The sequence below is a fragment of the Mycobacterium sp. URHB0021 genome, from assembly GCF_054057895.1.
This window is the reverse complement of the sequence record NZ_JBSRZT010000002.1, coordinates 7,474,166-7,497,386: the sequence shown is the minus strand read 5'-3', so window position 1 is coordinate 7,497,386 and position 23,221 is coordinate 7,474,166. Positions and strand designations below refer to the sequence as shown.

General features: G+C 68.2%; 22 protein-coding genes and 3 pseudogenes. 9 read left to right on the top strand and 16 right to left on the bottom strand.

The window, feature by feature from the left end; genetic code table 11:
* Window positions 1-79: 79 nt before the first annotated feature.
* The 5 genes from ACVWWN_RS38865 to ACVWWN_RS38845 are packed head-to-tail and all read left to right on the top strand — an operon-like array spanning window position 80 to window position 3,373.
* Window positions 80-388 (top strand): DUF3263 domain-containing protein, encoded by a 309-nt coding sequence (locus tag ACVWWN_RS38865; RefSeq protein ID WP_457149445.1) that lies wholly within the window; start codon window positions 80-82, stop codon window positions 386-388.
* 43 nt (window positions 389-431) lie between these two features.
* Complete coding sequence (locus tag ACVWWN_RS38860; RefSeq protein WP_457148620.1) at window positions 432-896, top strand: LytR C-terminal domain-containing protein; 465 nt, start codon at window positions 432-434, stop codon at window positions 894-896.
* 10 nt (window positions 897-906) lie between these two features.
* Window positions 907-1,620: a superoxide dismutase[Cu-Zn] gene (sodC, locus tag ACVWWN_RS38855; RefSeq protein WP_457148619.1), complete on the top strand. Its 714-nt coding sequence runs from the start codon at window positions 907-909 to the stop codon at window positions 1,618-1,620.
* On the top strand, window positions 1,601-2,731 hold the full coding sequence (locus ACVWWN_RS38850; RefSeq protein ID WP_457149444.1) for a glutamate--cysteine ligase: 1,131 nt from the start codon (window positions 1,601-1,603) through the stop codon (window positions 2,729-2,731). Before sodC ends, ACVWWN_RS38850 begins: the two co-directional genes overlap by 20 nt.
* A 6-nt stretch (window positions 2,732-2,737) precedes the next feature.
* Window positions 2,738-3,373, top strand: coding sequence for an LON peptidase substrate-binding domain-containing protein (locus ACVWWN_RS38845; protein ID WP_457148618.1), 636 nt, complete (start codon window positions 2,738-2,740; stop codon window positions 3,371-3,373).
* Here ACVWWN_RS38845 and ACVWWN_RS38840 read toward each other — a convergent pair.
* The 8 genes and pseudogenes from ACVWWN_RS38840 to ACVWWN_RS38805 all read right to left on the bottom strand — a co-directional run.
* A pseudogene (locus ACVWWN_RS38840) lies at window positions 3,362-3,577 on the bottom strand (hypothetical protein); the annotation flags it as partial. The gene ACVWWN_RS38845 and the pseudogene ACVWWN_RS38840 sit on opposite strands and share 12 nt — an antisense overlap.
* 38 nt (window positions 3,578-3,615) lie before the next feature.
* Entirely contained in the window at window positions 3,616-4,515 is a 900-nt protein-coding gene (locus ACVWWN_RS38835) for an SAM-dependent methyltransferase (protein ID WP_457148617.1), read from the bottom strand.
* Window positions 4,502-4,864 carry a monovalent cation/H(+) antiporter subunit G gene (gene mnhG / locus ACVWWN_RS38830; protein WP_457148616.1) on the bottom strand — a complete coding sequence of 121 codons (363 nt, stop codon included), beginning with the start codon at window positions 4,862-4,864 and terminating at the stop codon, window positions 4,502-4,504. Before mnhG ends, ACVWWN_RS38835 begins: the two co-directional genes overlap by 14 nt.
* On the bottom strand, window positions 4,861-5,148 hold the full coding sequence (locus ACVWWN_RS38825; RefSeq protein WP_457148615.1) for a monovalent cation/H+ antiporter complex subunit F: 288 nt from the start codon (window positions 5,146-5,148) through the stop codon (window positions 4,861-4,863). Before ACVWWN_RS38825 ends, mnhG begins: the two co-directional genes overlap by 4 nt.
* A 101-nt stretch (window positions 5,149-5,249) precedes the next feature.
* Window positions 5,250-5,789 (bottom strand): Na+/H+ antiporter subunit E, encoded by a 540-nt coding sequence (locus ACVWWN_RS38820; protein ID WP_457148614.1) that lies wholly within the window; start codon window positions 5,787-5,789, stop codon window positions 5,250-5,252.
* Window positions 5,790-5,881: 92 nt separating this feature from the next.
* Window positions 5,882-7,477 (bottom strand): Na+/H+ antiporter subunit D, encoded by a 1,596-nt coding sequence (locus tag ACVWWN_RS38815; RefSeq protein WP_457148613.1) that lies wholly within the window; start codon window positions 7,475-7,477, stop codon window positions 5,882-5,884.
* A complete protein-coding gene (locus ACVWWN_RS38810; RefSeq protein ID WP_457148612.1) occupies window positions 7,474-7,944 on the bottom strand; it encodes a Na(+)/H(+) antiporter subunit C in 471 nt (156 codons plus the stop codon). Before ACVWWN_RS38810 ends, ACVWWN_RS38815 begins: the two co-directional genes overlap by 4 nt.
* A complete protein-coding gene (locus ACVWWN_RS38805; protein ID WP_457148611.1) occupies window positions 7,941-10,820 on the bottom strand; it encodes a Na+/H+ antiporter subunit A in 2,880 nt (959 codons plus the stop codon). Before ACVWWN_RS38805 ends, ACVWWN_RS38810 begins: the two co-directional genes overlap by 4 nt.
* Window positions 10,821-10,945: 125 nt before the next feature.
* On the opposite strand from ACVWWN_RS38805, the gene ACVWWN_RS38800 reads away from it, so the two are divergent.
* Window positions 10,946-12,376 carry an FAD-dependent monooxygenase gene (locus ACVWWN_RS38800; RefSeq protein WP_457148610.1) on the top strand — a complete coding sequence of 477 codons (1,431 nt, stop codon included), beginning with the start codon at window positions 10,946-10,948 and terminating at the stop codon, window positions 12,374-12,376.
* On the opposite strand, the pseudogene ACVWWN_RS38795 reads toward ACVWWN_RS38800, so the two are convergent.
* Window positions 12,370-13,116: pseudogene (locus ACVWWN_RS38795) on the bottom strand (SLC13 family permease); the annotation flags it as partial. The gene ACVWWN_RS38800 and the pseudogene ACVWWN_RS38795 overlap by 7 nt on opposite strands.
* Here ACVWWN_RS38795 and ACVWWN_RS38790 point away from each other — a divergent pair.
* Window positions 13,113-13,643 (top strand): annotated as a pseudogene (locus ACVWWN_RS38790) (response regulator); the annotation flags it as partial. The pseudogenes ACVWWN_RS38795 and ACVWWN_RS38790 overlap by 4 nt on opposite strands.
* On the opposite strand, the gene ACVWWN_RS38785 reads toward ACVWWN_RS38790, so the two are convergent.
* The 7 genes from ACVWWN_RS38785 to ACVWWN_RS38755 form a co-directional block, all read right to left on the bottom strand.
* Window positions 13,610-14,077 carry a DUF1707 domain-containing protein gene (locus ACVWWN_RS38785; RefSeq protein WP_457148609.1) on the bottom strand — a complete coding sequence of 156 codons (468 nt, stop codon included), beginning with the start codon at window positions 14,075-14,077 and terminating at the stop codon, window positions 13,610-13,612. The pseudogene ACVWWN_RS38790 and the gene ACVWWN_RS38785 sit on opposite strands and share 34 nt — an antisense overlap.
* Before the next feature lie 68 nt (window positions 14,078-14,145).
* Complete coding sequence (locus tag ACVWWN_RS38780) at window positions 14,146-15,135, bottom strand: hypothetical protein (RefSeq protein ID WP_457148608.1); 990 nt, start codon at window positions 15,133-15,135, stop codon at window positions 14,146-14,148.
* Between the two features lie 23 nt (window positions 15,136-15,158).
* The gene (locus ACVWWN_RS38775; protein WP_457148607.1) at window positions 15,159-17,381 is read right to left on the bottom strand and encodes an AAA family ATPase; all 2,223 of its coding nucleotides are present in this window, start codon (window positions 17,379-17,381) and stop codon (window positions 15,159-15,161) included.
* Between the two features lie 4 nt (window positions 17,382-17,385).
* On the bottom strand, window positions 17,386-18,234 hold the full coding sequence (pssA, locus tag ACVWWN_RS38770; RefSeq protein WP_457148606.1) for a CDP-diacylglycerol--serine O-phosphatidyltransferase: 849 nt from the start codon (window positions 18,232-18,234) through the stop codon (window positions 17,386-17,388).
* Window positions 18,231-18,929 (bottom strand): phosphatidylserine decarboxylase, encoded by a 699-nt coding sequence (locus ACVWWN_RS38765; RefSeq protein WP_457148605.1) that lies wholly within the window; start codon window positions 18,927-18,929, stop codon window positions 18,231-18,233. The genes pssA and ACVWWN_RS38765 overlap by 4 nt, the downstream gene beginning before the upstream one ends.
* 37 nt (window positions 18,930-18,966) lie before the next feature.
* Window positions 18,967-20,160 (bottom strand): molybdopterin molybdotransferase MoeA, encoded by a 1,194-nt coding sequence (gene moeA, locus ACVWWN_RS38760; RefSeq protein ID WP_457149443.1) that lies wholly within the window; start codon window positions 20,158-20,160, stop codon window positions 18,967-18,969.
* On the bottom strand, window positions 20,160-21,077 hold the full coding sequence (locus ACVWWN_RS38755; RefSeq protein WP_457148604.1) for an SDR family NAD(P)-dependent oxidoreductase: 918 nt from the start codon (window positions 21,075-21,077) through the stop codon (window positions 20,160-20,162). The genes moeA and ACVWWN_RS38755 overlap by 1 nt, the downstream gene beginning before the upstream one ends.
* 157 nt (window positions 21,078-21,234) lie before the next feature.
* Between ACVWWN_RS38755 and ACVWWN_RS38750 the strand changes: the two genes are divergently transcribed.
* Both ACVWWN_RS38750 and ACVWWN_RS38745 read left to right on the top strand, forming a co-directional pair.
* Entirely contained in the window at window positions 21,235-21,717 is a 483-nt protein-coding gene (locus ACVWWN_RS38750; protein WP_457148603.1) for a PH domain-containing protein, read from the top strand.
* On the top strand, window positions 21,714-23,195 hold the full coding sequence (locus ACVWWN_RS38745) for a PH domain-containing protein (protein ID WP_457148602.1): 1,482 nt from the start codon (window positions 21,714-21,716) through the stop codon (window positions 23,193-23,195). The genes ACVWWN_RS38750 and ACVWWN_RS38745 overlap by 4 nt, the downstream gene beginning before the upstream one ends.
* The last annotated feature ends 26 nt before the right edge of the window (window positions 23,196-23,221 follow it).

Here is a 23,221-nt window from a genome sequence, read left to right as displayed (position 1 = left end):
TCAGCTTGCAAACCCGTGTTTGAATGTTGGCCGAAACACAGGGATGTCATTTCTAGTGTCGGAAGGGTCCAAGAGCGATATGGACGGCGCCATCGCGCGGACTGACCAATCGGGGGACGACGCTGCTCTCACCGATGGGCTGACCCGTCGGGAACACGACATCCTGGCGTTCGAACGTCAGTGGTGGAAATACGCGGGCTCCAAGGAAGACGCCATCAAGGAGTTGTTCTCGATGTCGGCAACCCGGTACTACCAGGTGCTCAACGCGCTGGTAGACCGCCCGGAGGCGCTTGCTGCGGACCCGATGCTGGTCAAGCGGCTGCGGCGGCTGCGGGCCAGCCGGCAAAAGGCCAGAGCGGCACGTCGCCTGGGCTTCGACGTCACCTGAGCGTTTTAGGGCGGGGCGGTCCTCCTCGATACAGTGGGCGGTGATGAACCAGCGAGAATCCTCCGGGCTGCCTTTGCGCGCCATGGTGATGGTGCTGCTCTTCCTGGGCGTGGTGTTCCTGTTGGTCGGATTTCAGGCAATGGGTTCCGGCGACGACGACAGTGATCAGTCGTCACTCGGAACCGCGACCGTCACCACCACGCCGTCGGCAACGACGACCACACCTCCGGCGCCCGCCAAGGCCGAAGTCCGGGTCTACAACACGTCCTCGGTCGACGGCGCCGCCGAAGGCACCGCGAACCGGTTGCGGGAGGCCGGCTGGAATGTGACCGAGACGGGCAACCTGTCGTTACCGGACCTGACCGAGACCACGGTGTACTTCGGTGAGGCTCCGGGTGAGCGGGAAGCCGCCGACGAGGTGGGCAAGCTCCTCGAGGCGCCGGTGGCGCCGCGGGTCCCCGAGGTGGTAGATCAACCGCCGGGCGTGGTCGTGGCGGTCACCGGTTAGGCTCTTGCACATGCTGAGGACCGCTGCCGCTGCCGCCATGTTCGCCGTCCCCGCGCTCGCGTTGTGCGCCTGCAGTCCGAACGAACCCGTGGCCACGCAGCCGGGAACCACCCCGTCGGTCTGGACCGGCTCGACGTCGCCGTCCGCGTCTCCCGAACAAGGCGGGGGCGGAGGAGGGGGGACGGGCCAGGCGGCGGCCAGCGGCGAGAAGCTAACCGCCCAGCTGAAGCTGGCCGACGGCACGACGGTGGCCACCGCCGACATCGAATTCACCGACGGCTACGCCACCGTCACCGTCCAGACCACCGCGCCGGGTGAACTGACCCCCGGCTTTCACGGACTGCACATCCACTCGGTGGGCAAGTGCGAGGCCAGCTCCGTCGCTCCGACCGGCGGTGCACCCGGTGACTTCAACTCCGCGGGTGGGCATTTTCAGAAAGCCGGCCACACCATGCACCCCGCCAGCGGTGACCTGACCTCGCTGCAGGTGCGTGGGGACGGTACCGCGAAGCTGGTGACGACGACCGACGCGTTCACGGCCGAGGATCTGCTCGGCGGCGCGAAGACGGCGATCATCATCCACGAGAAGGCGGACAACTTCGCCAACATCCCGCCGGAGCGCTACCAGCAGGTGAACGGCGGCAACCCGCCGCCTGACGAGACCACCCTGTCCACCGGTGACGCCGGAAAACGCGTGGCCTGCGGTGTTATCGGAACCGGTTAGCCGCCGCATCGACTTCGCCGGTTCATACCGGCCGACCGTTGGTGTCGAGTGGGAATTCGCGCTCGTCGACGCCATCACCCGCGACCTGAGCAACGAGGCCGCGACGGTGATCGCCGAGATCGGCGAAAACCCGCGCGTGCACAAGGAATTGCTGCGCAACACCGTTGAGATCGTCACCGGCATCTGCGACAACGCCGGGCAGGCCATGGATGACCTCCGCTCGACGCTGATTCCCGCACGACGGATCGTTCACGACCGGGGCATGGAACTGTTCTGCGCGGGAACGCATCCGTTCGCGAAATGGTCGGCTCAGAAGCTCACCGATGCACCGCGGTATGCCGAGCTGATCAAGCGCACGCAGTGGTGGGGCAGGCAGATGCTGATCTGGGGTGTGCATGTTCACGTCGGCATCTCGTCGGCCCAGAAGGTGATGCCGATCATCACGTCGCTGCTGAACCAGTACCCACACCTGCTGGCGCTGTCCGCGTCCTCCCCGTTCTGGGACGGCGAGGACACCGGCTACGCGAGCAACCGCGCGATGATGTTCCAGCAGCTGCCGACCGCCGGTCTGCCGTTCCACTTCCAGACCTGGACCGAGTTCGAAGGCTTCGTCCACGACCAGAAGAAGACCGGCATCATCGACCATATGAACGAGATCCGTTGGGATATCCGTCCTTCGCCGCATCTCGGCACGATCGAGGTCCGGATCTTCGACGGAGTTTCCAACCTGCGCGAGCTGGCCGCGCTCGTCGCGCTGACGCACTGCCTCATCGTGGACCTCGACCGGCGCCTGGACGCCGGCGATCAATTGCCTGCGATGCCGCCGTGGCACGTGCAGGAGAACAAGTGGCGCGCCGCGCGCTACGGTCTGGACGCGGTGATCATCCTGGACGCCGACAGCAACGAGCGCTTGGTCACCGAGGATCTCGACGAGCTGCTGAACCGGCTTGCGCCCGTGGCCAAGTCGCTGCACTGTGAGGACGAACTGGCGTGGGTGGCCGATATCTACACCTCCGGCGCGTCGTATCAACGTCAGCGCAGGGAGGCCGAGGAGCACGACGGCGACCTGCGGGCGGTGGTCGACGCGCTGGTCGCCGAGCTGGATATCTAGGGCGCCGTGCCGATCACCCCGATGTTCCCGCTCGAAGTGGCGATGCTCCCGGGTGAGGAGTTGCCCCTGCGGATCTTCGAGCCGCGCTACTCAGCGCTGGTGCGGCATTGTCTGGCGACCGACGACCCGGCCTTCGGCGTGGTGCTGATCTCCGCGGGCCGGGAGGTCGGCGGCGGTGATGCGCGCAGCGATGTCGGCGCGATGGCGCGCATCGCCGAGTGCGTCGATGATGGCGACGGACGCTACCGGCTCAGATGCGTGATGGCCGAACGACTGCGCGTGCTGGAGTGGCTGCCCGACGATCCGTACCCACGCGCTTCGGTCGAACCATGGCCGGACGAGCCGGGTGGTCCCGTGGACATCGACGCGATCCGCGACATCGAGGACCGCATGATCGCACTGTTCGAGCGGATCGCCGCCGCACGTGGCGCCGAGGTCAACGGGCGCGACATCGTGCTCGGCGCCGACGAGTCCGGTGATGCCGCAATGTGGTTGTACACGTTGACAACCCGGCTCCCATTCGGCCAAGCAGACCGGTATGCGGTGCTGGCCGCGCCGACGGTGGCCGCGCGGACGGCGGCGTTGAGCGAAGCCGTGGACACAGCCGCCGCGATGGTGGAGTTCCAGTTGTCAGGGGAATGAGCGGACCGCTACGACGGCGCTCCGGTGAGATCGCGCTGAAGGGGTCGATGCCACCGCGTCGACGAGTTCGTCGACGCGCATCGAATGCGGCGGTTCGGTGCGCACCGCGTAGCGCGTGATGCCGCTGCCGACTGCACTCGCGGGGAACGGTCCGCCGTCGGCGAGGTCCCAGGTCGTGATGAGGAGCTGAAGCGTCCGGCGTCCTGACCGGAGACGCTTGGCGGCCCAGCGCTGTCCATGGTTCAGGCCAACCTTCCCTCGATGAAAACGGTTCGGGGCGTGGTGTCCTCGGTCGCCGGGGGGGCGCAGCGGTCGAACCGCTGCATCAGGTCGGCCGCCTCGACTGCCGTGACCACCCAGCCGCGTTGCATGAGCCAGTCGGCGACGTCGGCCCGTTCCTCGATGAACCAGAGATCCTGAACGTCCGGCCGGGTCCCCTCATCCTCTCCGGCCTCCTCGCGCAGCCGACGTATCTGTTCACGACGGCCGGCCAGATAGTCGGAATCGAAGAAGCCCGCGCCGAAGGACTCCACCGCGACGCGACTGCCCGCAGCGCTGAGTTCGGCGATCCGCTCGAACAGGACATCCTGCGCGTCCGCGGGCAAGTAGGGCAGCAGCCCCTCCGCCGCCCATGCGGTCGGCGCCTCGGCATCGAATCCGGCCTCGCACAAGGCTTTCGGCCAATCCTGACGAAGGTCGATGGGTACCGCGGCGTAGCGGGTGGCAGGTGTGGCAGCGTGGGCGCGCAGCGTCTCGGACTTGAACTGCAGCACCTTCGGCTGGTCGATCTCATAGACCACGCTGCCGTCCACCCACGGCAGCCGCCACGCCCGGGCATCCAGACCCGCGGCCAGAATGACCGACTGCTCAATTCCGTTGGCGCCCGCAGTGATGAAGAAGTCGTCGAAGAACTTCGTGCGTGATGCGGCGTAGCCCGAGATGGACCGGATCCGCTCGACCATGTGTTTCGGCGGCAGCCGCCACCCGCGTTCGAGCGCCGCATCGATGAAGAGCTGGGCGAATGAATCGATGAACAGGGGGCAGCTGCAGTGCGCCTCCTGAGCGCGCGCCCACGCCACCCCGAGCGCGGTTGCGCCGACGCCCTCGGTGATGTCCCAGCTGTCGTCGTCAGTCCTGGACATTGCCGCCGGATTCCCGTTCTCGAGCGAACTCACGCATCTCGTCCGTGGTCAGGAGATCGTCACGGATGTTCTGTTCCCGGTAGGCCAGTTGGCCGACGCGGTTGGCCACCACCGGCGCCGTGATGACGGTGAACAGGCCGGTGAGAATGACCATGCCGACGTCGACGTTGCCGCGCAGGCGGATCGCCGCGCCGACCAACACCAGCAACAGACCGAGCACCTGAGGCTTGGACGCCGCGTGCATCCGCGTCAACGTGTCGGGAAAGCGGACCACGCCGATCGCGGCGGTCAGCGCGAGCGTCGAACCGCCCAGTATCAACACGCTGGTGACGATGTCAAGGACGGTCATCGCGACTTCCTCGCCGAGCGCGGGCTCCGGATGTCGGGCACGCGGAAGCGCGCCACGCTGACCGAACCGACGAAACTGATCAGCGCCAGCGCCGTCAGCCCGTAGGTGGCCGTGGTATCGAGGCTGAACGCCGCCCATGTGCCGATCGCGCACATCGTCACCGCGACGAAGGTGTCCAGCGCCACCAGCCGGTCCAGCGTGGTCGGGCCGGCGAGAAGCCGGACCATGGTGACGACGGCGGCCGCGGTCAGCATCACCGCCGCGATGATCCAAACGATTGTCATGCGCGATCCGCCTTCGCTACTCGCTCGCAAGTCATGCGCGATCCGCCTTCGCTACTCGCTCGCAAGTCATGCGCGATCCGCCTTCGCTACTCGCTCGCAAGTCATGCGCGATCCTCTCGATCCTCGAGTTTTGCGGGTCGCCAGTCGGCCTCGCGCTCGAATGCCGCCACCAACTGCCGCTCCACCACGGCCACCTGACGGTAGAAGCTGGCCATCGCGCGGTCGGAACCGACATTGATGACGTGCATGTAGAGCATGCGGCGGGCCTGGTCGATCTCCAGCACGATCGAGCCGGGGATGAGGTTGAAGATGTTGACGGCAAGCGCCAACACCAGATCCGACTTGACCGCGAGGTGAATCCTCAGCACCGCCGACAGCGGCGGAGGGCCCGGCTTGACCGCGAGCCAGGCCACCTGCCCCGACGACAGCACCAGATACCACCCGACCGTGATCCCGAGCCGCATCAGCGAGAGCGGATGAACCCTGCCCTCGATCGGCACCACCGGCAACGGCAGCAGCGTGATGATCAACGCGATCAGCAGCCCGGAAATCACGTTGGCCGCAGAGAACGTGCCCCACAATAGAATCCACACGAGGACCAACCAGCACAGCACCCATGTCCGCAGCGCCGCCCGCCTCATCGGTGCCCTCGGCTCTTCGCGCGAGCGCTCATCGGTGTCCTCGGCTCTTCGCGCAAGCGCTCATCGGTGTCCTCGGCTCTTCGCGCGAGCGCTCATCGCGAACCCACCACGGCCGTGATGTACTGCCCGCGGTCCAACACCTCGCCGGCCGCCCGGCCGCTGTAGGCGAAGATCGGGCCGGCCAGCACGGTGAGCGCCAAGGTCACCGCGATGAGCGCTCCGGTCGGCACCAACATGCCGACCGGCATCCGTCCGACATCGTCGCGGTCGATGAACTCGACGTCCTCCGAGTGGTCGAGGAGCACCGCGGGTGCCGCCGCGGCCAGGTGTCCTTCGGGCGCGTCCTCGCGCGAGCGCCAGAACGCCTTGGTCCACACCCTGGCGATCACGTACAACGTCAACAGGCTGGTGACCACGCCCCCGCCGACCAGCAGCCACGCCAGCACGGAACCGTTCTGGGCGCCGGCCTCCAGCAGCGCCACCTTGCCGATGAATCCGGAAAACGGTGGAATGCCGCCCAGGTTGAGCGCGGGGACCACGAAAACGAACGCCAGGATCGGGCTGGCGGCGGCCAGCCCGCCCAGCCGCTGCAACGTCGAGGCGCCCGCCTGGCGCTCGATCAGTCCGACGACCAGAAACAGCGTTGTCTGGACCAGAATATGATGCGCCACATAGTAAATCGCTCCGGACATGCCCAGCTCGCTCGACAGTGCGATGCCGAACACCATGTAACCGATGTGGCTGACCAGGGTGAAGGACAGCAGTCGTTTGATGTCGCTCTGGGCGATGGCGCCGAGGATGCCGATCACCATCGTGAGCAGCGCCGCGACCAGAAGCAGCGGGTCCAGTCCACCGGTCGGGAACAGCAGCGAATGTGCGCGGATGATCGCGTACACACCGACTTTCGTCAGCAAGCCGGCGAACACGGCGGTGACGGGCGCAGGTGCGGTGGGATACGAGTCGGGCAACCACGTCGAGAGCGGGAACACCGCTGCCTTGATGCCGAAGGCGACCAGCAGCACCGCGAACAGCGCCGTGCGCGTGCCTGCTGTCACGTGGTCGAGCCGCAGGGCGAGGTCGGCCATGTTCAACGTTCCGGTCGCGGCGTAGACGAGCGCGATGCCGAGCAGGAACACCAGCGACGACACCATCGACACCAGCACGTAGGCGATTCCGGCGCGGACCCGGTCCTTGCTGGCGCCGATGGTCAGCAGCACGAAGCTCGCCGACAACAGCACTTCGAACCCGACGAACAGATTGAACAGATCGCCCGCCAGGAACGCCGTACAGACTCCGGCCGACAACACCAGATAGGTGGGCAGGAAGATCGACACCGGCTGGCGTTCGTCGCCGTCCCGGATGCCCTGCCCGATCGCGTAGAACACCACCGCGAGCAGGACGATCGACGACACCACGAGCATCAGCGCCGACAGCCGATCCACCACCAGCGTGATGCCCAGCGGGCCCATGCCCGGCACCGACTGGCCCCAGCCGCCGACATTGAGCGCGAGCGTGCCGTCGCGGTCGGTGAGGTGGAGCAGCGCCGCACACACCACGACCACCGTCGACAGCGCGGCGAGCGTGATGGCCCGCTGCAGGCGCGGTCTGCGGCCGGCGAACATCGTCATGGCCGCGCCCAGCAGCGGGATCAACACGGGTAGCGGCGTCAACGCCGCCGCCAGCGTCATCGTGACCCCTCGAATCCCGGCAGCGCGTCCAGTTCGTCGGGCTGGTCGGTGTCCCTGGCCTTTTCCGGCTGCGGTCGGTCCTCTTCGAACGCGGCGCCGTCGATCTCCGCCATCCGCGATACCCGGGTGTCCTCGGGGTCGTCGGTAACCTCCTCCTCCGTGGTCAACCGGAACGAGCGGTACGTCAGGGCCAGCACGAACGCCGCGATGCCCATGCTGATGACGATGGCCGTCAGAATCATCCCCTGCGCCAACGGATCCGCCGTGGTGGTCTCGCCGTCGCTGATGCGTCCCCGCACCGGGGGATTGCCGGACGGACCGCCGACCATCAGGATGAGCAGATTGATCGCGTTGCCGATCAGCAACAGGCCCAACAGCATCCGGGTCAGATTGCGTTCAAGCAGCAGATAGACGCCTGCGCTGGTGAGGCCGCCGATCAGGACGAGGGGGATCAGGTAGGTGATCATCGCGTCGCTCCCGCGGCCGACCGGCTCATGTCGATGTCGACGCGGGCGCCAAGGCTGCGCAGCACGTCCAGCACCAGGCCGACCACGATGAGATACACGCCGAGATCGAAGAACAACGCGGTGACGAATTTGACCGTGCCGAGAACCGGAAGGTCGATCTGGATCAACGCCGACGACAGCACCGGTGCGTCCAGCAGCAGCGAGGCGACCGCGGTGCCTGCGGAGAGACCGAGACCGACGCCGAGGATCTTGCCCGCGTCCAAGGGCAGCGTTTCGCCGAGTTCGTAGCGGCCGCCCGCCAGGTAGCGCAGCACCAGCGCAAGTCCTGCGGTCAGACCTCCAGCGAAACCGCCGCCCGGCGTGTTGTGCCCGGCGAAGAAGAAGTACGCCGACAGCACCATGATGAGCGGGAAGATCATCCGGGTGGCAACCTCCAGGACCAGTGACCGGTGCCGCGGGTCGCGCAGTTCGCTGCCGCGCAACCAGGTGACATCGCCGGCCGCGGGGCTGTTGACGACGGATGACGCCAGCCTGCCGATATCGGGCTGGCCCGCATCGGCGACCCGCGGTGCGGCGCCAAAACGCCTGTGCCGGAAGACAAGCGACGCCACGCCCGTCGCGGCGACGAGCAGTACCGACACTTCACCGAGGGTGTCCCAGGCGCGGATGTCCACCAGCAGAACGTTGACCGTGTTGGCCCCGTGGCCGCGGTAATACGCCGCGTCCGGCAGCAGGTCGGCGATCGGCGTGCCGGTGCGGGCCGCCATCGCATACACGGCCAGCGTCGTGACGGTGGCGCCGACGGCCAGCGCCAGTACGGCGCGCGGCAGCCGATACCGTTTGAGGTTCGCCCGGTCGGTCTCGGCGGGCAGGGTGCGCAGCACCAGCACGAAGATCACCAGCGTGAGCGTCTCGACCAGGAACTGTGTCAACGCCAGATCCGGTGCGCCGTGGAAGACGAAGATCGTGCCGCAGCCGTAACCGACCACACCCACCAGCAGCACCGCCGCCAGCCGATTGCGCATCGTCGTCGCGGCGACCGCGGCGGCCAGGATCAGCAGGCCGACGACGACCTGCAGCGGCGAGTCCCACAGCTCGAAGTGGGGTCGGTCGCGCGCGCCGAGCGCCAGCACCACGATGGGCACCAGCACCAGGGTGGACAGGATCACCGACTGCGTGGCCGGGATCGATCCGCGCTGGGTGACCCCGGTGAGCTTCACCGACAACAGGTCGAGGCCGTGGACGGCGGCGTCGTAGATGCGGTCCGCGTTGCCCAGCGGCTCGCGGGTAGTGCGTAGCCGCCGCAGCCGGGCGCGGCCGAAGTAGGCCGCGGTGCCGGTCGCGAGCACGATCACCGACAACACCAGAGGCAGGCCGACACCGTGCCACAGGGCCAGGTCGTAATCCTCGCCGCCGGGCACCGAGTCGGCGTAATCGTCCAATGCGGTGTCGAGCCTGGCCGGCCAGATCCCGAACAGCAGACCGGTGAACGCGAGGATCGCCGGCGGAATGAGGAAGGTCGTTTCGGGGCGGTGCATTTCGGCGACCCGCGCGCTGGGTTGTGGTAACCCCTTGCGGCCGAAGGCCCCCAGCAGGAATCGCAGACTGTAGATGGTGGTGAACACGGAGCCCACCGCGATGCCGGCCAGCACGAAGGGTGCCGCCCCGCCGAGCGACGCGGAGTGGGCGACGGTCTCGAAGTCGGCCTCCTTGGCGACGAAGCCGAGGAACGGCGGCAGCGCGGCCATGCTGGCTGTCGCACCGATCGCGATGATGAGCAACGGCCGGCTGCGCTGACCGAGCCAGGCCAGCCGGCGGATGTCCCGGGTGCCGGTGGCGTGGTCGATGACGCCGACGACCATGAACAGGCAGGCCTTGAACATCGCGTGTGCGCACAACATCGCCAGCCCGGCGAGCATCAAATCCCCGCCGCCCGCGCCGACCATCAGGGTGATCAGGCCGAGCTGGCTGACCGTGCCGAACGCCAGGATCAGCTTGAGGTCGTACTCGCGGGCCGCGCGCCAACCGGCCAGAAGCATGGTCAACACCCCGAGCACGACGACCGTCGGCCGCCACGGCGGCGAGTCCGCGAACCCGGGCGTCATCCGCGCCACGAGGTAGACGCCGGCCTTGACCATCGCGGCGGCGTGCAGATACGCGCTCACCGGCGTGGGAGCGGCCATCGCGCCGGGAAGCCAGAAGTGCATCGGCACGATCGCCGACTTGGCCAGCGCGCCGACGAGGATCAACACCACCGCGACCGACGCCGCGAGGCCGCTCGGCGGCGCCGCGATCAGCTCGGAGAGCAGGTATGTCCCGGACATGTTGCCCAGCACGATGATGCCGACCAGCATCGCCAGCCCGCCGAACGTCGTCACCAGCAGCGCCTGGGTCGCGGCGCGTCTGCTGGTGGCGCGCTCGGCGTAGTGGCCCACCAACAGAAACGACAGCACGGTGGTGAGCTCCCAGAACACGTAGAGCACCAGCATGTTGTCGCTGGCGACAAGCCCGAACATCGCGCCCGAGAACGCGACCAGTTCGGCGGCGAAGCTGGGCAGTCGCTTCTCAGTGCGGCCGTCGGGATGGTGGAAGTAGTCGGCGCAGTAGAAGAGGACAAGCGCGCCGATGCCCAGCACCAGCACGCTCATGATCGCCGCGAGCGCGTCGAAGCGCAGCGTGATGTCCATCGAAAGCCCGGGCACCCACTGCACGTCCGCGGTGGTGTCACCGCGGGCCCCCGGCCAGTTCAGCACCACCCAGACCAGCGAACCGAGCGGAACCAGTGCCAGCGGATAGAACGCCATCCGGCCCCACCGGTACACCAGCAGGGGTGCCAGCGCGGTTGCGACCGCGTGGGCAGCAAGGATGGCGAGCATGGCACTCCGGTCTCGTCGGGATGGTCGGCGAATTGCGGACAGCGGGGTGTCAGCCGGTCGGTGTTATTCGATGGCTTTGGTGTAACGGCAGTCTACGTGGGCGGATATGGCTACTATCCCGCGTCGTGGGCACTGCCGATGTCGTGGTGGTCGGGGCCGGGCCGACCGGCCTGATGCTGGCCTGTGAACTCGCGCTGGGTGGCGTGAAGCCGACGCTGCTCGAGGCGCGTGTGGAGAAGCCGAACATCACCAGGGCCTTCGCGGTGCACGCCCGCACCTTGGAACTGCTCGATGCGCGCGGGCTGGCCGACGACCTCCTCTCCCGGGGCGTGCCGGTGCACGAGATCGCTCCGCCGGGCGGTGCGGTGATGAACCTGCGCGCGCTGCCGACCCGCTATGGAATGTTGCTGGTCGTCCCGCAGAGTGGCACGGAACAGGTGCTGGCCGCGCGGGCCGCCGAGCTCGGCATCGAGGTCGTGCGCGGCGCCGAGGTGACCGGGCTGACGCAGGACCGCGACGGGGTGACCATCGAGTGTGCCGGCGGCGACACCGTTCGCACCCGATATGTGGCCGGCTGCGACGGGGCGCACAGCGCGGTGCGCCGCTTGGTCGGCATCGACTTCGTCGGCAAACAGTACGAGACGCACATCCTGCTGGCCGACGTGCGTCTCTCGACGCCACCGACCGACACGCTGACCGGTGTCACCAACGAGAAGGGCGCGGTGATCGTCATCCCGTTCGGGGACGGCTGGTTCCGCGCCATCGCGTGGGATCGACTGCGTGAGCAGGCGCCGATGAAGGAGCCGGTCACCGTCGACGAGATGCGCGACTCCTTCGGCCGGATCGCGGGCCAGGATTTCGGCATGACGGAGATGCGGTGGAGCTCGCGGTTCCTGTCCGAGCGCAAGCAGGCCAGGCACTACCGCTCCGGACGGGTGTTCATCGGGGGCGACGCCGCCCACGTGCATTCCCCGCTCGGCGGGCAGGGCATGAACACCGGTATCGGCGACGCGATGAATCTCGGCTGGAAACTGGCTGCCGCCCTCGCCGGGACCGCGCCATCGTGGCTGTTGGACAGCTATGAGAACGAGCGGCATCCGGTCGGCGCCAGCGTCTTACGCCTGACCGACGCGTTCAACCAGCTGGTGCTCGGCCGCACCAAGGCCCAGCGCCTCGTCCAGACCATCGCGATCGGCGCGGTGACGCGGATACCCCGCACGAAACGCATGATGGCCGAGCGGCTGACCGGGATCGGCATCGGCTATCAGCACGAGCGCGGCGAAGACCGGATGGTCGGGCGCCGGATGCCGGACATCGAATGCGACGGCAAGCGGCTGTACGAGCGGCTGCGCGAGGGAAAGTTCGTCCTGGTGACCGCGACGCCGGTGACCTTGGATCGGTCGCACGTCGTGCACACCGTCGACAAGCATCCCGAACTGCCGGACGCCATGCTGGTCCGCCCGGACGGCTATGTCGCCTGGGCCAGCGAACGCATGCCGAGTGCGGTCGAACTGTCAGCAGCGATCGATCGCTGGAGTCCTCCGGCTCGGAAGTAGCGCAGCCACACATACAGCCACGCCAGCACACTGCTGAGTAGGGTGACGACGATGCCGTACCGGGTGAACCGCCAGAAGCTGATGGCGTGGCCGGCCCGTGCAGCGATTCCGATGGCGACGACGTTGGCGCTCGCGGCGATCGCCGTACCGTTGCCGCTGAAACATGCCCCGAGGGCGAACGCCCACCACAGCGCGCGGCCGGTTTCGGCGTCGGGTGCCTGGGCGGCCATTCCCTCTACGACCGGGGTCATGGTCGCGGTGTAGGGAATGTTGTCGACGAACGCTCCGACGATGGACGACCCGAAGATCAGTGCTGTCGCCGCGACGAAGTAGTTGTCGCCGAAGGCCGATTCGGCCACCGAGTCGAGCGCGCCGATCACGCCGGTGTGCACGAGGCCGCCGACCATGGCGAACAGGCCCATGAAGAACACCAGCGTCGACCACTCCACCTCCGGAAGGATGTCTGCCACATCGACGTCAGTGACCAACAGCATGGCGCCTGCCCCCACGAGCGCGACGACCGACGGCGCGACGTGCAGGACGGAATGCAGCGCGAAGCCGGCGATGACCACGGAGAGCACCGCCATGGACCGGACCAGAAGCCGGGCATCTTTGATAGCGCGACGTTCCTGGAGCACCAGCACCTCATCGATATGCACGGTGTCGGCGCGTAGGTCGGCGCGGAACAGCACCCTCGTGAACGCGACGAAGAGCGCGAATATCACCACAACGGCGGGCGCTGGCCGCGCTCGAACAAACTCCAGCGGACCTGGCGATCCTCGACATCGCCATGCCCCGGATGACCGGTCTGCAGGCGGCCAGGGAGATGAGCCGCGCCCATCCGCACGTGCGGATCCTGATCCTGTCGATGTACGACAACGAGCAGTACTTCTTCGAGGCTCTCAAGGCCGGCGCGTCGGGCTACGTCCTCAAATCGGTCGTCGACCGTGACCTGCTCGAGGCGTGCCGTGCGACGCTGCGCGGCGAGCCATTCCTCTACGCCGGCGCGATGAACGCGCTGATCCGCGACTATCTGCACCGGGCGCGGCAGGGTGATGCGCTGCCGGAGACCATCCTCACCCCGCGCGAGGAGGAGGTGCTCAAGCTGATCGCCGAGGGATATTCGGCCCGGGAGATCGCTGCGACACTGGGAATCAGCGTCAAGACCGTCGACCGGCATCGGACGAACACACTGGCCAAACTCGGCCTGCGCGACCGTCTCGCGTTGACCCGCTACGCGATCCGGGCCGGTCTGATCGAGCCGTGACGCTGGTGACAGGACGCCGGCATCGCGAACCGGATCGGCAGGGCGTGGCCGATGACCCCGATGCCTGCGCCGAGGATCGGCCAGATCGGCCAGAAGTACCAGGCGCCGGCGCCGAATCCGACGGCCAGCCACACCGAGAGCACGATGACGACCATCGTAAGGTAACCGGCGAGGTGGATCTGAACTCCCCGCCGCGCGGCCCTGCGCCGGGCCTCGCAGCGCCGAGGATCATTGCGTCGCAGCTGGGCCAGGGGCAGGTCGGCGACGAGGTGGCGTAGCTCAGCGGTGGTGTTACTGGTGAACGCCGCCTGCAGGCGAGATTCGTACTCGTCCATCGCGAGGTAGCCCTGCGTCAGCGCCTGAGCCAGCTGGTTCGCGGTCTCTTCGCGGTCGTGATCGCCGGCCCGGACGGTCGGTGCGGTGCGAACGGTCATGATCCCTCCGGAATTATCTAGACAGTGACTAGTTGTGTGACCGACTATGCCTCCTTAACTTGTCACTGTCAAGATATCTTGGGCGACCGCAGCACCGCGTAGCCGCCACCGTCGTCGACGACGAGGATCTTCTTCTTGTCGCCCGAAGAAAATGTCGTGAGTCCCTCGGGCTTCATCGACCGGTGGAAACTGACAGCAAGTGGTCTCACCGTGTCACTGCCGCGGTTCCAGGTGCAGAGCTGAAAGGGTTCGTCGCCTCGACTGAGCGAACGCCCGAGCACGATCAGGAAGCGGCCGCTGTCCACGTCGTAGGAGTTGTCGTAGGAGATGTCCCGGATCCCGAGCGTCGCGCTCGAGTGCGGTATCGCGGCGTGGACGACAGCCGGAGTCGCCAACGACGCGGTCGTCCACGCGGCCCCGGCCGCATCGACGGACACAACGATGACCGTGATTCGCCCGGGATCCGCAGGCCCGCGCTGGCCGAACAGGAGCTCCCCGGCCGCGGGATCCCACGCCAGGCCCTCGATGTTCAGCCCGCCCGCATCCGGCTCCCGTTCGCCGGCTTCCACCAGCGACGGCTCGTGCGCGAGCAGCCACGCGCGGAATCCGGCCATCGCCTCGGCGGGCAGGTCACCCTCGGGTGTGTAGCGAGCGCGCACCAACCCGTCACTGACTCGCCGTCGGCCCGACCGGTCGGCGCCGGTGGCGCACAGGGAGGACGCGGCAATGAGGTAGATTTCGCCGTTCTCGTCGACCCGGCAGAGGCCCTCGGGGTCGCTGAACTGGCCGTCGGCGATGCCGGCCAGTGGCCGCCGCCGGATCCATTCGACCTCTTCGTCTTTCGCGTCGAGTTTGATTTCGAAGAAGGCCCCGGGATCATGGTTGTCGATGAAGACGAATCGGCGCTGACCCACCTGCACGACACCCGAGGCGTTGAACGTCGCACCGCGGTTCTTCTCCGGCAATGGTGTCGGCTTGACCTTTCGCCGGGTGATCCGGTTCGCTGCACTTTCGAGTGAGTGAACGGCGGAAGCGAATTTCGCGGTCCAGGTGGTCACCGTGCCCTCCCATCCGACGGTGCTCAGCGCGCGGCGGAGAACGCCCTCAGCGACTCGACCTGCGCCGGGTCCAGCGACGGCCGAACCGTTTCCTTGGCCTTGGCGACGTCGGCGGCCGTCACGTCGGCGGCGTCGATGGACCGCCGCATCGCCGTCAGTGCGGCCTCCCGCAGCAACGCCACGCAATCCGCCGCGCTGTAGCCGTCGAGTTCGTCGGCCACCCTGTCGAGATCGACGTCGTTGCTCAGAGGCACGGATTTACCTGCGGTGCGCAGGATTTCGCGGCGGGCCTCGGCGTCGGGCGGTTCGACGAACACCAGCTTCTCCAGTCGGCCGGGCCGCAACAGCGCGGGATCGATGAGATCGGGCCGGTTCGTCGCACCGAGGACCACGACGTCACGCAGTGGGTCGATGCCGTCGAGTTCGGTGAGTAGCGCCGCCACCACGCGATCGGTCACGCCGGAGTCGAAGCTCTGGCCCCGCCTCGGCGCCAGCGCGTCGATCTCGTCCAGAAACACCAGGGATGGAGCCGAGTCGCGGGCCCGGCGGAACAGCTCGCGTACCGCCTTCTCCGACGCGCCGACCCATTTGTCCATCAACTCAGCGCCTTTGACGGCATGTACCGACAGCCGCCCCGAGCTGGCCAGCGCCCGTACGATGAACGTCTTGCCGCAGCCCGGCGGCCCGTACAGCAGCACACCTCGTGGCGGTGCGACCCCGAGGCGCTGGAAGGTGTCGGGGTGCTGCAGTGGCCACAGCACCGCCTCGGTGAGCGCCTGTTTGGTGGCCGCCATGTCGCCGACGTCGTCCAGGGTCACCGACCCGACCGAGACCTCCTCGGTGGCCGACCGCGACAGAGGGCGGATGACGCTGAGCGCGCCGGTCAGGTCGTCCTGGGTCAGCACCGGTGCCTTGCCGTCACTGCTGGCCCGTGCAGCCGCCCTCAGCGCCGCCTCGCGAACCAGTGCGGCCAGATCTGCGACTACGAAACCCGGTGTGCGCTCGCCGATTTCGTCAAGGCTGAGATCTTCTGATGGCACCCCGCGCAGCAGTACTTCCAGCAGTTGTTTGCGCACCCCGCCGTCGGGCAGGCTGAGGCCCAGTTCCCGGTCGCATAGATCGGGCGCGCGCAGTCGCGGGTCCACGTTGTCGGGGACCGCTGAGGTGGCGATGAACGCGATGCCCGGGGTGGCCACCGCGTTACGCAGTTCGGTCAGGATGAGCGTGGCCACCGGGTCGGCCGGTCGGTCCGGGGTGCCCGCGGGCAACAGCGCATCGATGTCGGTGATCAGCAGGACGCCGCCACCGTCCCGCACGGTCGCGACGGCCGACGCCACGCGCGCCAGTCTGTCGTCGGCGCGCAGCGCACCCACCTCAGGGCCGTCCAGTTCGACGAGTCGCCGGTTCGCGCACACGGCACGGACCAGCGCAGCCTTCCCCACCCCGGCGGGGCCGGACACCAGGACGCCCAGATTGGCGGTGGCACCAAGGGTTTGGAGTAGTTCGGGTTGGTCGAGGGCGAGTTTTAGCCATTCGGTCAGCCGGCCGGCCTGGGCGTGTGCACCCTTCAGGTCGTCGATGTTGACCGACTCCCTGGCCTGAGTCTGTGTCGGTGTGGTCACCACGTGCCTGCCTGCGGTGGGGTGCATGGTCGGAGCCACCCCGTTGCCCCAGGTCACCACCGAATTGGGTTGCACGCTCACCGTTCCGGCGGGGTCGACGCCGGTCACCGTCAGCAACTCCGACGTCCAGGTGATGCCGACCGAGGAGGCCAGCGCACTGGCAGCCGTGGATGTCGACGTGCCGGGGCCCAGGTCGCGCGGAAGCAATGAGACGGTGTCGCCCACCGTCATCACCTTGCCCAGCAACGCCTGCCGCAAGGTGGCGGACGAGATCGACTGGGTGGCCAGATTCGAGCCGCTGACCGTCACCGAACGGGCACCGTAGACCGTCACCGGCGCGACGATCACGGTGGTGTTCTCGGGCAGTCCGGCGTTGGACAAGGTGACGTCGTCGAGCAGGGCGGTGCCGACCGGGGTGCCGGGCGGCGCAATTCCCGCCACCGAGGCGGTGGTGCGCGAACCCGTCAGTGAAACCGCATCCCATTCCCGGATGCTCAGTGCTGCAATGGCTTCCGGGTGAAGGCGGACAACTCCACGGCGCGAATCCAAGGCCGACGTGTTCAGCCGTGCCGTCAGCCTGAGATGGTTGAGCCCACTTTCCTCGGCAGTGCCGGTCTCCGTCACGTCACTAACCCGGCCTGCGCAGTCCCAGGCGCGACACCGACCGGCGGTGCGGTTGAGATCGCCGGATCGCCCGTCGCGCCGCCCGCTGTTGGCGTGGCTTGTCGCCCCACACCTCGGGATGAGCCGCGAGGAACCGCCTGGTGCGGATGGCGAACGGGATGTGGATGACATAGGCGAGGATGATCACCAGGATGGTGATGTACCCGTAGAGAATTGACGCCGCCACCAGGATGGCGGTCGCGGCCAGCAGCGGGGCGACCATGTTCGGCGACACCGAGAAGGTGTGGATCTTGCGCATCGGCAGGGTGCTGACGACGAGCAGCGAGACTCCGATCATCCAGATCACCACGGCCGGTTCCGACGTCCACCAGCCGTCGCCGAACTGCATCTTGGCAGCCAGCGGCCCGATGGCGCCGATCGCGCCCGCGGGCGCGGGCATGCCGACGAAGTACTCCTTCTGGTAGGCGGGCTGGTCCACGTCGAGCAGCGCGTTGAACCTGGCCAGCCGCAGCACGATGCAGACCGAGTACAGCAGCACCACTATCCAGCCGATCCGCGAATGCGACAGCAGGGTGCCGTAGACGATGAACGCCGGTGCCACACCGAAGTTCACCGCGTCGGCCAGCGAGTCGATCTCCTCCCCCATCCGCGAGGTCGCCTTGAGGATCCGGGCGATGCGCCCGTCGAGCGCGTCGAGGATCGCGGCGAGGGCGAGGAACGCCATCGACTCCGTCGGCCTGTTGTCGAGCGCCATCTTCACCGCGCTCAGGCCGAAGCAGATGGCCGCGACGGTCATGGCGCTGGGCAGTATTCGCAGGCTGACGACGGGCGCCTTGATGCGCGGTTTGATCATGGCAGCTCGGCCAATACCGTTTCGCCTGCCAGCGCGCGCTGTCCCGTGGTGACCAGGATGTTGGCACCCTCAGGAAGGTACGTGTCCAGTCGCGAGCCGTATCGGATCAGGCCGTAGGTATCGCCGATCGACAACTTGTCACCTGCCTTGACGTCGCAGACGATGCGGCGCGCCACGAGTCCGGCGATCTGGACGGCGATCACCTCGGTGCCGTCCGGTGTGCGGATGAGGACGCTGTTGCGTTCGTTGTCGGCACTGGCCGCTTCCAGGTCCGCGGACAGGAACAACCCGGGCTGATGTACGGCGGCGACCACTTCGCCGCCGATCGGCGCCCGCTGCACGTGGGCGTCCAGGATCGACAGGAAAATGCTGATGCGCGGCAACGGCGTTGCGGGCAGGCCGAGTTCGGCAGGGGGCAGTTCCTCGCCGATCAGGCAGATGAGTCCGTCGGCGGGCGCGACGACCAGACCGGGCCGGGTGGGTGGCACCCGGGGCGGGTGCCGGAAGAACGCGGCGTTGGCGGCCGCCGACGTCAGCCCGGCGCCGCGCAGCCAGCGGTTCTTGCGTCCCGCGGCGGCCACCACCAGGCTCGCGCCGACGAAGGGCAGGCCGGCGCGATGCATCGGCGGTACGGAGGTTCGCACCAGCGCCACGAGTCGCGCGGGGCCTGATCGGAGGTCGGGGCGTCTGGCCATCGTGCAGCGATTCTACGGGTGGCGGGCTTCGGAAACGTCAGGCCAGGTCCCAGACGTGCACCTGTGACCCGGCCGCCACCTCAGCGACATCTTCGTCGATCTCGAGCAGGCAATTGGCCGACGCCAGCCACCGCAAGTGATGCGACGCGGGCGGTCCGTAACTGGTGACCGTTCCGGCCGCCGCGTCGAGCACGCCGCGACGGAACTGTCGCTTGCCCGCGGGGGACGTGAGATGCTCCGTCAGCACCGCCTCCAGCCGCGGCCGGTCGGGCGCGGGCAGCCCCATCGCCGTGCGCAGCGGAGAACGGATGAACACCTCGAACGACACCAGGGCGCTGACCGGGTTTCCGGGCAGGGTGATGATCGGTGTGCCGTCGATGGTGCCCGCGCCCTGCGGCATGCCGGGCTGCATCGCCACCTTGACGAAGTCGACGTGGTCGCCGAGTGAGTCCTTCACCACCTCGTAGGCGCCCGCGCTGACGCCGCCGGTGGTGATGATCAGGTCGGCCTGGCCGGTGTAGCGGTCGAGCGCGTCGCGGAAGGTGGCGACGTCGTCACCGGTCATCGGAGACGCCACCACCTGGGCACCGGCGTCCCGGACGGCGGCGGCCAGCATCACCGCGTTGGATTCGTAGATCTGGCCGGGCTGCAGCGGCGTCCCCGGGGCCACCAGTTCCGTGCCGGTGGACATCACGAGCACGCGCTGGCGGGGAACGACCGTCAGCTCGCCCAGGCCGAGCGCGGCGGCCAGGCCCAACGTAGCGGGGGTGATGACGTGTCCGCCATGCAACACGGTGGTGCCCGCGGAGACGTCCTCGCCCGCCCGGCGGACGTGCTGGCCGGGCGCGACACCCGCGGCGATCGCGACGTTGTCGGTGCCGCCGTCGGTCGACTCGACCGGCACTACGGCGGTCGCCCCGGCCGGAAGCGGGGCACCGGTCATGATGCGGTGTGCGGTACCCGGTTTCAGCGTGAGCGAATCGGTACGCCCCGCAGGGATGTCCTCGGCGACCGGAAGGACCACCGGCTGACCGGGCGTCGCGGCGGCCACCTCCTCGGCGATGACCGCGTAGCCGTCCATCGCCGAGTTGTCGAAGCCGGGCAGTGCCAACGGGGCGACGACATCCTCGGCCAGCACCAGCCCGAGAGTGTCGGCGATCGGCAGCGTCACCGGCGGCTTGCGGGTGATCAGGCCGGCGACAACACGCCGGTGGTCATCGACTGAGCGCATCACACCGGGAAGGTAACACCCGTCAGCTCCTCGGACACCGTCCAGAGCCGGCGCTGGATGCCCACGTTGTGCGATTGTGCACTCGACTCAACGACTTTCGGGTGGCCGCGCTGTTGCCCGATGCCGTCGGGGCCGTAATACTGCCCACTTTGGGCGGTGGGATCGACGGCCGCACGCAGCGTCGGGAGCGCGCCCATGTCGGCGGGCTGCGCGATGAAATTCCAGAAGAACTCGCTGACCGGCTTGATGATCGGTGGCATGTTGCGCAGCAGCTCGGTCTGCGCGCCGCCGGGGTGGGCGGCGAGCGCGGCGGTCGGTGCGGCCTTGGCCTTCAGGCGGCGCGCCAGCTCGTAGGTGAACAGCAGGTTCGCCAGCTTGGACTGGCCGTAGGCGACGACCCGGTTGTAGTTGCAGTCCAATTGCAGGTCGTCGAAGTGGATCTTGGCGCGGATTCGATGCCCGACACTGCTCACCGTGACCACCCGGGAGCCGTCGACCGGCAGGATGTTGTCGAGCAGGAGGCCCGTGAGCGCGAAGTGGCCGAGGTGGTTGGTGCCGAACTGAGACTCGAAACCGTCCTTGGTCACCCCCTTGTCGGTGTACATCACGCCGGCGTTGTTGATCAGCAGGTCGATGCGCGGGTACCTGGCGCGCAGCTCGCCGGCGGCCGTGCGGATGTCGTCGAGCGACGTCAGATCGAGCTTCGCAACGGTGACATCGGCGCCGGGGTGCGTGGCGGTGATGCGCTCGGCCGCCTGCTTGCCCTTGTCCGGGTTGCGCACCGCCAGCACCACGTGCGCACCCTTGCCCGCCAGGACGGCGGCGGTCTCGTAGCCGAGGCCGGTGTTGGCGCCGGTGATGACGGCCACCCGGCCGGATTGATCTGGCACGTCAGCCGCCGTCCACTTGCTGCCCATGGCCTCAACATACTCAGTGCCCGGTGGCTTGCGCGGCCCGTTAGTTTCGTGCCATGGGTAAGCGAGTTTTCGCAAGGCTTCTCGACGCGCCGAGTGTCCGGCAGGTGAACCGGTCGGTGACGGCCGGTGTGCGCCGGTGCCTGCGTCTCGAGACATCATGAATCTGGTCGACCCCGCCCATCCGCCGAGCACGAAGGCGCCGTTGGTCTGGGCGATCGGCGCAGCCATCCCGTGGCTGTTGCTGGTGGTCGCCCAGGTGGTGTGGTTCGTACTCGACGCGCGCCTTGGCTGGGTGCACGCGCTCGCCGCCGGGGTCACGGTGCTCGGGGTGACCGTGTTCGTCATCGTGGTGCCGCTGTGGCGCTATCGCGTGCACCGTTGGGACGTCGACGCCAAGGCCGTCTACACCCGATCGGGTTGGCTGGTGCAGGAGCGCCGGATAGCGCCGATCTCGCGGGTGCAGACCGTGGACACCGAGCGGGGTCCGGTGGATCGGTTGTTCGGGCTGGCGAACGTCACCGTGACGACGGCGTCATCGGCGGGCGCAGTCCGCATCGCCGCCCTGGATTCCGACGTCGCCGACCGCGTCGTCGCGCAGCTGACCGACATCGCGGCCATCGGCGCCGAGGACGCCACATGACGGCCGAGACGGGTGAGGTGTGGCAGCGGCTCAGCCCGCGCATGCTGTTGGTGCACCCGGTGCACGAGGTGCTGCGGCAGATTCCGCTCCTGATCGGGTCCGTGGTGCTTGGCTCGGCGACCGGTAACCCGATGTGGACGCTGTTCGGTCTGGCGCTCATCGTCTGCTACGGCGTGGCGCGCTGGTTCACCACCACCTACCGGATCGACTCCCAGGAAGTGCAGCTGCGCAGCGGTGTGCTGCAACGCAAGGTTTTGTCCTTGCCACGCAACAGGATCCGATCGGTGTCTACCGACGCTCGGCTGCTGCACCGGCTGCTCGGGCTGACGGTGTTGCAGGTGAGCACCGGCCAGGAGGCCAGGGGCGATGCCGCATTCGCCCTCGACGCGGTCGAGGCCGAACAGGTGCCGCGGCTGCGGGCGATCCTGCTGGCGGACTCGCTGGCACCCGCCGGCGAAGACGGCGAGCCGACCGGGCAGGTGCTGGCCCATTGGCAGCCGTCGTGGCTGAGGTACAGCCCGCTGAGCTTCACCGGACTCGCGATGATCGTGGCCGCGGTCGGTCTGGCCTATCAGGCGGGTGCCGCTGCGCTGCTGCGGAATTCGCAGCTGGCGCGGTCGGGGCTGGACGCCGCCGAACGATTCGGTCTGTTCGCGAGTGTGGTGGTCGGCGCGGTCGCGGTGCTGGTGGCCTCGGCAGTGCTGTCGGTGCTGAGATCGCTGTTGACGTACGGCAACCTCTCGCTGACCCGGCGGGACTCCGGCGGCAAGGACGGCGCTCTGCACCTCGAGCACGGGCTGCTGCGCGTGCGGGAGCACACGTTCGACATGCGACGCCTGCGCGGCGGGACGCTGCGAGAAGCTTTGTTGGTCAGGGTATTCGGCGGTGCGCGGCTGGACGCGGTGATGACCGGTGTCGCCGGCGCGGGCGAGGCGTCGCTGCTGCTTCCGCCGTGCCCGAGGCCGACCGCCGAGGCGGTTCTCACCGGCTTGATCAACAGGCCCGACCTGGTCACGGGCCCGTTGCGGGCCCACGGCCGGACCGCGACCCGCAGACGTTGGACCCGCGCCATGACCCTGCCCGTCGTCGTGGCGGCGCTGATGGTGATTCTGGCGGTCGCGGCGACTGTGCCGCCGTGGTTCTGGGTCGTGCCGGCGGTACTGGCGGTGTGCTGCGCGCTGCTGGCGGTGGACCGGTCGCGGTCGCTGGGACATCTGGCCGGGGACGGGTGGCTGGTGGCGCGGGCCGGCAGCCTGGAACGCAGGCGCGACTGCATCGCCGCGCCCGGCATCGTCGGCTGGACGGTGCGCCAGACGCTGTTGCAGCGCCGGGCCGGGGTGGCGACGCTGGTCGCAGCGACCGCGGCCGGGGAGAAGCGTTACCGGGTGATCGACGTGCCCGCGGAGGACGCCTGGTCGATCGCCGCGGCGGCATCGCCCTGGATCGCCGACAACCGGTGGTGGCGTACTCGGGCGTAGGCCGAGTTGCGCGCAAAGGTTTGCCG